The organism is Comamonas sp. (assembly GCF_009360615.1).
Taxonomy (GTDB): Bacteria; Pseudomonadota; Gammaproteobacteria; order Burkholderiales; family Burkholderiaceae_C; genus Comamonas.
Window position 1 is genome coordinate 22,204 of the sequence record NZ_SPEY01000040.1, and the last position, 12,710, is coordinate 34,913.

Below are 12,710 nucleotides of genomic sequence, written 5' to 3' on the forward strand. Positions count from 1 at the left end.
AATAGCGCTCCTGTATTCCCTGACTCTCGAGAAATCATGACCGAAGCCACCCGCCCCGAACTGCCAGACCATCTGTCCGTTGACCCTCGCAGCCCCCACCATGTGGCCGCCGTGTTCGAGCACGACATCGGCATCCGTTTCAACGGCAAGGATCGCTTTGACGTCGAGGAATACTGCGTCAGCGAAGGCTGGGTCAAGGTGCCCGCCGGCAAGACCCTGGACCGCAAGGGCAAGCCCCTGCTGATCAAGCTCAAGGGCACGGTCGAAGCGTATTACCGTTGACCCCGAGGCGCTTGCGCGCCGGGGCGGCCCCGCCCACCAGGCCTTTGCTCGATGTCTCTCACTGGGCGTTCGCCCAGTTCAAAGAGCAATGAGCCCAATCGCCGCCTCAATAAAGAGAGCTGCTTGCGCTTTATTTACATGGATTTCAAATGCTTTAAGCACTGAAACCTAGTAATAAAATGCGCTAGTAGCTCTTTTTTTATGAGCAGCCATTGGTTTGCAGATCACAGCGCTCAAAACCGGCGCGCCCAAAACGAGGGACACCGAGCAAGGGCCGCCCCGCAGTGACGGTGTCGTCCCCCTCCCCTAGCGCGCAGCGCGTAGAGAGAGGGGGAAGCGGTGGGGCCGCCTAGGCAAAACCGCTCAGGGGGGTGCGATAACTCAGGCCAGGGCTTCGGCCGGGCCAAAGAACTCGTAGTGCACCTGGGCGTCGGGCACGCCCAGCTCGCGCAGCGATTGCCTGACGCTGTGCATGAAGCCGCGCGGGCCCAGGAAGTAGACATCGGCATCGCGCGAGGCGGGCAGCCACTGGGCCAGTCGGTCGGTGTTCAGCAGGCCCTGGGCGTCGACTTCGTCGCCTGCGTCCGCCTGGTCGTAGCAATAGCGGCGCGTGAGCTGCTCGTGGCGACTGGCCAGAGCATCGATCTTCTCGCGAAAGGCATGCACGCCGCGATCACGCGCGCAGTGGATGAAGGTGATCTCGCGACCCGTGGGCAGCGCCGCCTGCAGCATGGGCAGCGTGGGCGTGATACCCACACCGCCGCTGATCAGCACCAGGGGCCTGGCACCGGCCTGCAAGGTGAAATGGCCGGCCGGCGGAAACAGCTCCAGCGTATCGCCCAAGTGCAGCTGGTCGTGCAGATGGTTGGAGACCTTGCCGCCGGCCTCGCGCTTGACGCTGATGCGATAGCTCCTGCCGTTCGCAGGTGCCGACAGCGAATAGTTGCGGCGCTGCTCCAGGCCGTCGACCACCAGGCGCAGGCCGATGTACTGGCCGGGCTGGTGGGCAATCACCGCGCCGCCGTCCGCAGGCTCCAGATAGAAGGACGTAATCTCAGCGCTTTCGGCCTCTTTGCGCACCAGCTTGAAGGCACGCGCACCGCGCCAGCCGCCTTCGGCGGCAGCCGTCTGATCGTAGGCGCTGCGTTCTGCCGCCATCAGGATATCGGCCAGTTGCTGATAGGCCGCCGCCCAGGCGGCGATAACCTCGTCCGTGGCAATCTCGGCGCCCAGCACTTCGCGAATGGCGCGCAGCAGGCAGGCACCCACGATGGGGTAATGCTCGGCCTGCACCTGCAGCGCCACATGCTTGTTGATGATTTGCGCGGGCAGATTGCCCAGGTTTTCCAGGCGGTCGATGTTCTTGGCATACATCAGCACGCTGTGCGCCAGGGCGCGCGGCTGGGCACCGCTTTGCTGGTGCGCCTGGTTGAACAGCGGACGCACCTCGGGGTATTCGCCCAGCATGGTCTGGTAGAAATGCGTGATCAGCGCCTCGCCGCCGGTTTCCAGTAGCGGCACGGTGGCCTTGACGATCTCGCGTTGACGTTCGGTAAGCATGCAAATCTCCTGGTTGCTGCCTTGCCAGCTGCAAGGCTTGTACCAGTGAGTGCAAGCAGCATGCCAGCCTCAATACCACTGCAAAACAATGGCTTGCAGGAATATGCGTCAATATGACATTGCTCAATCAATGTCTTATTGACACCGAACGCTGTCGTTATGACAACATCCCACATTCTCAATGCTGTCAGCCCGCTGATCGCCGATCTGGCCCAGGACCTGCCCGAGCGCGAACGCCTGCGCCGCCTGCTGGCTGCGCTGCGCAATCTGCTGCCCGCCGATGCCGTCGCCCTGCTGAAACTGGAAGGCGAATGGCTGCGCCCCATGGCGATCGACGGCCTGATGCCGGACACGCTGGGCCGACGCTTTCGCCTGGCCGAGCATCCGCGCTTTGCCCAGTTGCTGGCGGCCGGCCAGGCCATGCGCTTCGAGCCCGACAGCCCCCTGCCCGACCCCTATGACGGGCTGGTAGCGCACAAGGGCCATGCCATCAGCGAGCTGCACGTGCATGATTGCATGGGCTGCGTGCTGCAGCTGGGCGGCCTGCCCTGGGGCCTGCTGACGCTGGACGCAATGGAGCCGGGCCGCTTTGCCGACCCTGCGGCGCTGGCCATGCTCCAGGCCTTCAGCAACCTGGCTGCGGCCACCGTGGCCACGGCCGAGCGCGTGCAGCAGCTGTCGCAACTCGCGCGCGGCGCCACCGGCTCGGCCAGTCCAGCCGCGCCGCCGGAGCGCGGACTGCAGGGCGCAAGCCCCGTCATGCGCCAGCTGCAAAAAGACATTGCCCTGGTCGCCGCCAGCGATCTGTGCGTACTCATCACCGGCGAAACCGGCACCGGCAAGGAGCTGGTGGCCCAGGCCGTGCATGCGCAGTCAGACCGCGCCAACAAGCCCATGATCAGCATCAACTGCGCAGCCCTGCCCGACAATCTGGTCGAGAGCGAGCTGTTCGGCCATGTGCGCGGGGCCTTCACCGGAGCGCTGAGCGAGCGCAGCGGCAAGTTCGAGCAGGCACATCAGGGAACGCTGTTCCTCGACGAGGTCGGCGAGCTCTCGCTGCCTGTGCAGGCCAAGCTGCTGCGCGTGCTGCAAAGCGGTCAGCTGCAACGCCTCGGCTCCGACCGGGAGCACCATGTGGATGTGCGCGTGATCGCCGCCACCAACCGCGATCTGGCCGCAGAAGTCGACGCCGGCCGCATGCGTGCAGACTTCTATCACCGCCTCAACGTCTATCCGCTCCATGTGCCGCCGCTGCGCGAGCGCGACAGCGACGTTCTGCAGCTGGCGGGCTATTTTCTCGAGGAGAATCGCTCCAGGCTCAGGCTCGGTGGCCTGCGCATGGATGCGGCCGCACAGGCGGCCTTGCTCCATCGCAGCTGGAGCGGCAATGTACGCGAGCTGGAGCACTGCATCAGCCGCGCCGTGCTCAAGGCCCTGAGCCGCCATGACGGCAGCTCCGGTCGCAGCGGGGCCAGGCTGCGCATCGTGACGCTGGGACTGGCCGATCTCGGGGAGCGAACCGAAACGCCGCTCACCACACAAGCTGCCGGGTCCATGGACGCGGCCACGCCGGCTGCAGCACCTGAGGGTGGCCTGCGAGCCGCTGTCAGCGCCTATGAGCGCCAGCTGGTCAGCGCCAGCCTGGCCCGCCACCGGGGCAGCTGGGCTGCCGCAGCGCGCGAGCTGCAGCTCGATCGCGCCAATCTGCAGCGCCTGGCCAGGCGGCTGCAGATTGCAAGGCCTTGATCAGCGCCCCTGGATGCCCAGCAGCTCCACATCGAAGTTGAGCGTGGCATTGGGCGGTACGGCACGGCCCGCGCCGCGTGTGCCGTAGGCAATGGCTGGCGGGCAGGTGAATCTGGCCTTGCCGCCGACCTTCATCTTCTGCACGCCCTCGGTCCAGCAAGGGATCACGCCATTGAGCGGAAACTCGATGGGCTGCTTGCGTGCATAGGAGCTGTCAAACTCCTTGCCGGTATCCGGGAAGTAGCCGCGGTAATGCACCTTGACGGTGTCCGTCGCCTTGGGGCTGGGGCCCGTGCCTTCCACCAGGCTTTCATAGATCAGACCGCTGGCGGTCGTGACCGGCGCAGCATGAACCACTGCGCCAGCACCGATGGCCCATACAAGCCCGATCACGGAGATTGCTTTTTTCATATCGGATGCGCTGAATGAACAAAACCCGACTTTAGTACGAAGTCGGGTCGAAAAAAATGTCACGGCCCCATGCCGCAGGCCGCATTTGGACTCAGCCGGCGATGCCGATATCGTCCAGCGCCTTGGACAGATGCGCCACGGAGCGATCCGCGTCATGCCATTTGTCCAGGCCGAACAGACCGATGCGGAAGGTCATGAAATCCGGGCCCTCGTCGCATTGCAGCGGCACGCCCGAGGCGGTCTGCAGACCGACCTTGAGAAAGGCGCGACCGCTCTGGATTTCCGGGTCGGTGGTGTAGCTCACGACCACGCCCGGGGCCTTGTAGCCCTCGGCGGCCACGCTGGGAAAGCCGCGCGACTGCATCAGCTCGCGCACCTTTCCTCCCAGTGCCAGCTGCTCCTCGCGCACCTTGGCAAAACCGTACTCGCGTGTCTCCAGCATCACATCGCGCAGGCGCAGCAGTGCATCGGTCGGCATGGTGGTGTGATAGGCGTGCTGGCCTTTTTCGTAACCCTCGGCAATCTGCATCCATTTCTTCAGGTCGCAGGAGAAACTGGAGCTTTGCGTGTGCTCTATGGCCTCGCGGGCGCGCGCCGAGAGCATGACCATGGCGCAGCAGGGCGAGCTGCTCCAGCCCTTCTGCGGAGCCGAGATCAGCACGTCCACGCCGGTTGTCTCCATATCGACCCACATGGCGCCGGAGGCCACGCAGTCCAGCACGAACAGCGCGCCGACCTCGTGCGCGGCATCAGCGACGGTGCGCAGGTATTCGTCGGGCAGCATGATGCCGCTGGCCGTCTCCACATGCGGGGCAAACACCACCTTGGGGCGCTCCACGCGAATGGTCTCCGCCACATCCCCGGCCGGGCATGGCGCCCAGGGGTCCTGGCTGCCCTCGCCCTGCTTGCGCGCCTTGCAGACCACGGAGCCGCCGCCCAGGCCCGCATCGGCATCGAAGATCTGCGTCCAGCGGTAGCTGAACCAGCCGTTGCGCACGATCAGCACCCGCTCGCGGTTGGCGAACTGGCGCGCCACGGCTTCCATGCCGAACGTGCCGCTGCCGGGAATCAGCACGGCCGTGTGGGCGTGATAGACCTCCTTGAGCATGCCCAGGATGTCCTGCATCACGCCCACGAATTTTTTCGACATGTGGTTGAGCGCCCGGTCGGTATAGACCACCGAGAATTCAAGCAGGCCATCGGGGTCGACGTCGGGCAATAGTCCGGGCATGGGGTATCTCCAATCGCAAAAGCTGGGCAGTCGAAGTCACCCCGGGGCCGCCGGGGCGCTGGTGCAGGACATTCAGCTTAGCATGAGCCGGAATACGGCTTTGCATATGCAGCTCATATCAAAAACATGAGCTGCAAGCGCTTTTCACATCGCTGACTCCTGCCGACCGAACACTGCAGATGCGGAATCTCCACCTGCCTCTACCAGGTGTCCACAAAGCGGCTTTCGCCCTCGCGCAGGCGCGCGCCGGCCAGGCCCCGCACCAGCCAGCCGCGGGTGTCTGCGGGGTCGATGACGGCGTCGATCTCCAGCGTGGCCGCCATGTGCATGGCCTCGCCATGCGCGTACTGCTGGGCCAGCAGCTTCTGGAACAGCGCTGCGCGTTCAGCCCCCTCGGGCAATGCCTCGAGTTCCTTGCGAAAGCCCAGCCGCACCGCCCCTTCCAGGCCCATGGCGCCGAACTCCCCCGTGGGCCAGGCCACATTGAAGATGGGCGCATGGAAGCTGCCGGCCGTCATGCCCATGGCACCCAGTCCGTAGCCCTTGCGCAGCACCACGCTGAAGTACGGGACACGCAGCTTGGCAGCGACGACGAACAACCGGCTGACATGGCGCACCTGGGCGGTTTTCTCGATCTCCGGACCCACCATGAAGCCGGGCGTGTCAACGAGGCTGACAATGGGAATGCCGTGGGCATTGCACAACTGCATGAAGCGCGCTGCCTTGTCGGCTGCATCGGCATCGATGGCACCGCCCAGATGGCCCGGGTTGTTGGCCATCAGTCCCACGGGCCGCCCCTCGATGCGCGCCAGCGCCGTGTGGATGCCAGCGCCGAAGCCGCTTCTGAGCATCAGCAGGCTGCCCTCATCCACCAGCCCGGCCATGGCGGCGCGCGTGTCGTAGACACGCAGACGGTGCTCGGGCACGACCTGGCGCAGCAGGCGCTGATCGGGCGCGGACCATTCGTCGATGCACCCCTGAAAGAAGGACAGATAGTGCCTGGCCGCAGCCACGGCCTGGGCCTCGTCGTCGACCAGGATGTCGATCACGCCGTTCGCATGCTGCACGTCGGCGGGGCCGACGTCCTCGGGCCGGAAGACCCCCAGCCCGCCGCCCTCGATCATGGCCGGTCCGCCCATGCCGATATTGCTGCTGCGCGTGGCGATGATCACATCGCTGCAACCCAGCAGCGCGGCATTGCCTGCAAAGCAACGGCCGTGGGTGATGCCCACCACCGGCACCCGACCCGAGAGTGCCGCATAGGCCGCGAAGGTATGCACATGCAGGCCCGCGACCACGGGCGTGTCGGTATCTCCAGGCCTGCCGCCGCCGCCTTCGGCAAACAGCACCACAGGCAGTTTCTGCTGCAGCGCGATGCCCAGCATGCGGTCGGTCTTGGCATGATTTCGCGCCCCCTGGGTGCCGGCCAGCACCGTGGCGTCATAGGACATCACCACGGCGCGCGACCGCTCGGCACCGAACTGTGCGGCATTGATGGAGCCCATGCCCGTGACCATGCCATCGGCCGGAGTGTTGGCCACCAGGTCGTCCAGGCTGCGCCTGCGTGTCTGGGCGGCGATCGCCAGTGCCCCGTACTCGATGAAACTGCCCTCGTCGCAGAGATCGGCAATGTTCTCGCGCGCGCTGCGGCTGCCCTGGGCATGGCGCCTGGCCATGGCCTCGGGCCGCGCGGCATCGAGCGCGAAGGCATGGCGATCCATGACGCGCCGGAGATCGGCCCGGATATGGTCCGGGTCCTGCCGCTGCGGCATCTCTTCGGCATGCGCAGCATCGCCCAGTCCGGGCTCGAGCACCAGCAAGGCCTGGTCCTGCGCCACATGGCTGCCGGGTTGCGCCAGCAGGGCCTGGATCCGGCCGGCGTCCTGCGCAAGCAGCACATGCTGCATCTTCATGGCTTCGAGAATGCCCAGCTCGGCCCCCTTGGCCACCGTCTCGCCCACCGCCACAGACCATTGCACGATCCTCGCAGGCATGGGGGCCAGCACCGCATTTTCAGGAGCAGCTTGCGCAAGATTCTCGGCGCTTTCCACGCCGATCAATGCGGGATTCATCGTTTGATTTACGTTTGCAGCTATCTTTTCAGCTGCTTCCACCAGCTGCGGCAAGACCGCCTCCAGCCAGCGCGTATGCACGTCCTGGTCCTGCATCTCGGGCCGCAGAGCGAGTGCCTGCAGCAGCGGCAGATTGGTGGACAGGCCCGCAATGCGGCATTCGGCCAGCGCGCGCCGGGAGCGGCGCAGCACATCCTCGAAACGCGGCGCGTGGCTGTGCACGACCAGCTTGGCCAGCAAGGTGTCGTAATGCGGCGACGGGCTGACACCCTGCTGCGCATGGCTGTCCAGGCGTATGCCCGGGCCTTGCGGCCAGTGCAGCTCGGCAATGCGGCCGCTGCCGGGGCAGGCGTGGCCATGGGCATCCAGGGTCTCGGCATTGATGCGCCACTGCACGGCATAGCCGCGTGGCCGGGGCGGGGCATCCGCGTTCAGGCCCAGATCGGCGAAATGGTCGCCCGCCGCAATGCGGATCTGGGCCTGCACCAGATCGACGCCGTAGACCTCTTCGGTGATGGTGTGCTCCACCTGCAGACGCGGGTTGGCCTCGATGAACACATAGGGCAGAGACTCGGACTGCAGATCGACCAGAAACTCGAACGTCCCCAGGCTTTCGTAGCGCAGCCTGGCAGCCATGCGCAGCGCATCTGCGGTGATGCGCTCGCGCAGCGTCTGCGTCAGGCTCGGACTGGGTGCAATCTCCACCAGCTTCTGGAAGCGCCGCTGCAGCGTGCATTCGCGCTCGCCCAACGCCATCGGCCATTCGCTGCCGTCCCCCAGCAGCTGGATCTCGATATGGCGCGCATTGCTCATCAGCCGTTCGACATAGACACCGTCCACGCCGAACGCGGCCTGGGCCTCGCTGCGGCAGCGCTGGTAGGCGGCCGCCACCTCGCTGGCCTCGGTGACCGCACGCATGCCGCGGCCGCCGCCGCCGCCGATGGCCTTGATCATGATGCCGCTGGCACCGTCGGCCTGCTGCCGCGCAAAGAACTGCCGAGCCTGCTCCAGCGTCACGGCCTCGGTGCTGCCGGGCATCAGGGGCACGCCGCATTGCTGCGCCAGCGCACGGGCTTTGGCCTTGTCACCGAGCAGCGCCAGCTGCTCGGGCGTCGGGCCGATAAAGCGCAGCCCCACGGCGGCACAGGCCCGCGCAAAGTCTGCGTTCTCGCTCAGGAATCCGTAGCCCGGGTGCAGCGCGTCGCAACCTCGCTCCTGCGCGATCCGCAGCAGCTGCGCGCCATCGAGATAGGCCGCCGGGCCGCTCGCACCCAGCGCCTGCGCCTCGTCCGCAGCCAGCACATGCGGGGCAGCCGCATCATCGCAGGCGTATACCGACAGGCTGGCGATTCCCAGTTCCTGCAGCGCTCGGATGATGCGCAGGGCGATTTCACCGCGATTGGCGATCAGGACTTTCTTGAACATAGGTCTTTCGTCTGAAGGGTTCTCAACTTGCACCGACACGGGCCCGTCAGGGCGTGCCGATCAGGGGATGTCCCTGAGAAGGCGGCGCAATACCTTGCCGGCACCTGTGGCGGGCAGCGCATCGATGAAGCGCACCTCGCGCGGAGCCTTGTAGCTGGCCATGTTTTCCTTGCTCCAGGCCAGCAGCCCGTCTTCGTCCAGGCTTTGCCCCGGCTTGCGCACGATGAAGGCGCGAACGACCTCGCCTTTCTGGGCATCGGCGACGCCGATCACGGCAGCCTGGGCAATGGCCGGATGCTTGATCAGAATCGTCTCCACCTCTTCGGGGAAAACGCTGTAGCCCGAGACCTTGATCATTTCCTTGAAGCGTCCGATGAAGGTCAGATAGCCGTCCGCGTCAAATTTGCCCATATCGCCGGTATGCACCCAGCCGTCCCTGAGGGTCTTGGCCGTGGCCTCGGGCTTGTTCCAGTATCCCTTGAAATTGCCGGGGCCGCGAATGATGATCTCGCCCACCTCGCCTGCTGCCAGCGGTGCCCCGGTCTCCGGGTCTATCACCCGGATCTCATTGCCCGGAGCCGGCTTGCCATGGGTGCCCCAGCGGATGGCGTCGCCCGGCATGAAGGTATCCATGGTGTGGGTTTCGGACAGGCCGTAAGCCGCCTCGCTGGAGATGGCATTGGGGGCAAACCGGCGCCATTGCTGCGCCAGATCCTCGGTGTAGGTGATGCCGAAGCTGGTGACGGTGTTGCGGCGCAGCGCGCTGAAGTCCATCTTCTCCACGCCGGGAAGCTGCATCAGCGCCACATTCATGGGCGCGATGCTGTACCACCAGCTGACGCGATAGCGCTCGAGCGCCTGGGCCACGGCCAACGGATCGAAGCGATGCAGAAGCACACAGGTCGCCCCCGAGTGCACGGGCATGTTCACTCCCATGGACATGCCGGCGATGTGATAGAGCGGCGCCACCGCCAGCAGGACATCCTCGGCGCTGACGCCGGTCACCCAGGACGCACCGGCCGTCTTGTACGCGGCCGCGCCAAGACTCAGCATGGCGCCCTTGGGCAGGCCCGTGGTGCCCGAGGTATAGGTCATCAGCGCCACTTCGTCCAGGTCCACCTCGACAGGCGCGGGCCTGGCACCGCTGTGCATGAGATCCCAGAAAGACGTGACATCGAGGGGCAGCTGTTGCAACGGAGCCTGCAGCTCGGCAGGCAGCGGCAGCGTGGTTCTTTCGGGCAGCCAGTCGCCGTAGCGCACGGCCAGCACGTGCTGCAGCGCGGTAGTGCTGCGCACCTTGTCCACCACGGGCAGAAGCACATCGGCCGCGATGATGACCCTGGCCTGCAGGTCGTTGAGCTGGTATTCGAGTTCGTGCTCCTTGTTCAGGGGTCCGCAGGGGCAGACGATGGCTCCGATCTTCTGCACCGCGTAATGTGCCACGATGTACTGCGGACAGTTGTTCATGAACAGTGCGACAGGCTCGCCCGGCTTCACGCCCAGTTGCTGCAGGTGCGCGGCCACGGCATCGCTGGCCTCATCCACCTGGCGCCAGCTGATGTGCTGTCCATACCAGATGTAGGCATCGCGCTCCGGATGCCGGCGCGCATTGCGGCGCAAGGCCTCGTGCAGGGGGATGAGGATGTCGGACTCAGCCATGGTTGTCTCCTGGGTGTCTCGTGAAGACCGGGCAAAGGTGCCACTTTTCGGGATGTCTCAGGGATTGCCTTAGGGCAATCAGCTGCTCGGCGTCTTGTCAATGTATACCTGCAGGTAGAACAATGCTACCCATCGGTATAACGAATGCGACACCCGCAAACCCTCATGCCCGCCCCGTCCAGAAAGACTGAGAAAAAGCCGGCCGCGCCCGTGGCGCCGCGCGGCCGCCAGCGCCTGCCCACTGCCGGCTCCGACGAGAAGCGCGAGCGCATTCTCAAGGCTGCCGAAGCCTTGTTCGACCGCTATGGCTATGCCAACACCACCATCGAGCAGATCGTGCAGGCGCTGGGCGTGACCAAGCCGTTCGTCTACTACTACTTCCGCAACAAGCAGGAGATCTTCGAGACCCTGTGCTGGGCACCGACCGAAGCCTGCTTCACGGTGCTGGACTTTGCGGACGACGACCCGAGGCCCGCCCATGAAAAAGCCATCGACGGCCTTCAGCGGCTGATCGCAGCCACCATTGCGCACTATCCGGCGGGCTTTTTCCCCTATCGCGAGCCGCAAGCCTTCAGCCCCGCCTATCTCAAGGCCTCGCGCAATGTGGCCCAGCAGTTCTACAAGCAGTTCTGCGCCCTGCTCGACGAAGGCCGCGCCAGCGGGCACTTCGATTTCCGCGACACCCGCATCACGGCCCAGGCAGCCTGCAGCCTGCCAGGCTTTCTCTACAACTGGTATCGACCCGGCGGCAAGCTGGGCCCGGCCGAGATGGTGGTCGAGCTCACCGACCTGGCCTCGCGCGTGCTGGGCCTGCGAAGGACTGCGGCCCCAGCGCGCAAACGTGCGGCCAGGACCACGCCGACGCCGACACCACAGAACCCTCCTCCGCCCAGGCGCCGCAAGAGCGCATCCTCCACCAGCCCCAGCGCCAGCTGAGTGCCCCGCAGGCAAAGGCGCCATTCCAACTCCCTGGAGACAAGACCATGTCCATTCGCTTCTCAGCCCTTGCGCTGGCTGCCAGCTTGTGTGCCGGCTCCGTATCCGCCCAGACGGCAGAGCCGTTCAAGATCGCGTTCATCGACCCGCTCTCCGGCCCCTTCGCCAATGTGGGAGAGGTCATGCGCAACCATGTGCTCTATGCCGTCGATGATGTGAATGCCAGGGGCGGCCTGTACAACGGCGCCAGGTTCCAGCTGCTGCAGTTCGACAGCAAGCTCTCGGCCCAGGAAAGCCAGAGCGCGCTGCAGGCCGCCATCGACCAGGGTGCACGCGTGGTGGTGACGGGTGGCTCGGGCTCATCGGTGGTTACGGCGCTGGTGCAGGCGGCAGCGCGCTACAACCAGCGCAATCCGGGCAAGGAGGTGCTGATCCTCAACCACAGCTCCATCGATCCCGAGCTGACGGGAAAATCCTGCAGCTTCTGGCATTTCATGTTCGACGCCAACACGGCCATGCGCATGCAGGCCATCGCCAACTACATCCAGACACAGCCCGAGATCCGGAAAGTCTTTCTGCTCAACCAGGACTATGCCCACGGCAAGCAATGGGCCAGCTTCGGCCGCACCATGGTCGGCAAGGCGAGACCGGATATCCAGTTCGTGGGCGAGACCCTGCACCCCATGGGCCGCATCAAGGACTTTGCGCCCTATGTGGCCAAGATCAAGGAAGTCGGAACCGATTCGGTCATCACCGGCAACTGGGGCCAGGATCTGGCCCTGCTGCTCAAGTCTGCCGGCGACTCCGGCTACAACCTGCGCTACTTCAACCATAGCGCAGGCGGTTTTCCGGGCACCGTGACCTCCATTTCCCAGGCGGGGATCGGCCAGGTGACCTGGGTCGCGGAATGGCACCCCGGCATGGCCGACCACGCCCAGGCCGACGCGCGGGCCAGGGAGTACAAGGCCAGGATGAACCAGGACTTTCTGGCGCCGCGCATGGATCTGGTGCCGCGCATGCTGGCCGCAGCCATGGCCAAGGCCCAGTCCACCGATCCCGTGAAAATTGCCAAGGCCATGGAGGACATGTCCATGGACACCATCTTCGGTCCCGTCAGGATGCGCGGCAAGGATCACCAGCTGCTGCTGCCCCAGGTCGTCAACACCATTGCACCGGTGGATGGCAAGCGGGTCAAGACCGGCTGGGAGGGCTCGAACTACGGCTTCAGAACCGACGCCGTCTACTCCGCCCAGCAACTTGATCTGCCCACGGAGTGCCAGATGAAGCGGCCGTAAAAATGGGACGAGTCTTCGACTCTGTCACTGGGCTTGTAGCGGGCATGGCCCCACACCAGAGACAGCAAGCAAGGGCCGCCCCGCCGCGAAGCT

The 12,710-nt window shown here is 65.3% G+C and carries 9 protein-coding genes; 4 read left to right on the plus strand and 5 right to left on the minus strand.

Features of this window, described 5'->3' with window-relative positions:
* Positions 1-36: 36 nt before the first annotated feature.
* Positions 37-282, plus strand: coding sequence for a DUF3297 family protein (locus E2583_RS11960; protein WP_003050615.1), 246 nt, complete (start codon positions 37-39; stop codon positions 280-282).
* A gap of 381 nt (positions 283-663) precedes the next feature.
* On the opposite strand, the gene hmpA is transcribed toward E2583_RS11960, so the two are convergent.
* The gene (gene hmpA, locus E2583_RS11965; RefSeq protein WP_291596069.1) at positions 664-1,842 is read right to left on the minus strand and encodes an NO-inducible flavohemoprotein; all 1,179 of its coding nucleotides are present in this window, start codon (positions 1,840-1,842) and stop codon (positions 664-666) included.
* Positions 1,843-2,001: 159 nt separating this feature from the next.
* Here hmpA and norR point away from each other — a divergent pair, with 159 nt between their 5' ends.
* The gene (gene norR, locus E2583_RS11970; protein WP_291596070.1) at positions 2,002-3,588 is read left to right on the plus strand and encodes a nitric oxide reductase transcriptional regulator NorR; all 1,587 of its coding nucleotides are present in this window, start codon (positions 2,002-2,004) and stop codon (positions 3,586-3,588) included.
* On the opposite strand, the gene E2583_RS11975 is transcribed toward norR, so the two are convergent.
* The 4 genes from E2583_RS11975 to E2583_RS11990 form a co-directional block, all read right to left on the minus strand.
* Entirely contained in the window at positions 3,589-3,999 is a 411-nt protein-coding gene (locus E2583_RS11975; RefSeq protein ID WP_291596071.1) for an FKBP-type peptidyl-prolyl cis-trans isomerase, read from the minus strand. It lies immediately after the preceding gene.
* A gap of 91 nt (positions 4,000-4,090) precedes the next feature.
* On the minus strand, positions 4,091-5,230 hold the full coding sequence (locus tag E2583_RS11980; RefSeq protein WP_291596072.1) for an aminotransferase class V-fold PLP-dependent enzyme: 1,140 nt from the start codon (positions 5,228-5,230) through the stop codon (positions 4,091-4,093).
* A gap of 200 nt (positions 5,231-5,430) precedes the next feature.
* A complete protein-coding gene (locus E2583_RS11985; RefSeq protein WP_291596073.1) occupies positions 5,431-8,727 on the minus strand; it encodes a carboxyl transferase domain-containing protein in 3,297 nt (1,098 codons plus the stop codon).
* A gap of 60 nt (positions 8,728-8,787) precedes the next feature.
* Positions 8,788-10,386, minus strand: a complete 1,599-nt coding sequence (locus tag E2583_RS11990; protein WP_291596074.1) for an AMP-binding protein — start codon at positions 10,384-10,386, stop codon at positions 8,788-8,790.
* A gap of 165 nt (positions 10,387-10,551) precedes the next feature.
* Here E2583_RS11990 and E2583_RS11995 point away from each other — a divergent pair, with 165 nt between their 5' ends.
* Complete coding sequence (locus E2583_RS11995) at positions 10,552-11,322, plus strand: TetR/AcrR family transcriptional regulator (RefSeq protein WP_291596075.1); 771 nt, start codon at positions 10,552-10,554, stop codon at positions 11,320-11,322.
* Positions 11,323-11,369: 47 nt separating this feature from the next.
* The gene (locus tag E2583_RS12000) at positions 11,370-12,617 is read left to right on the plus strand and encodes a branched-chain amino acid ABC transporter substrate-binding protein (RefSeq protein WP_291596076.1); all 1,248 of its coding nucleotides are present in this window, start codon (positions 11,370-11,372) and stop codon (positions 12,615-12,617) included.
* Positions 12,618-12,710 lie beyond the last annotated feature (93 nt).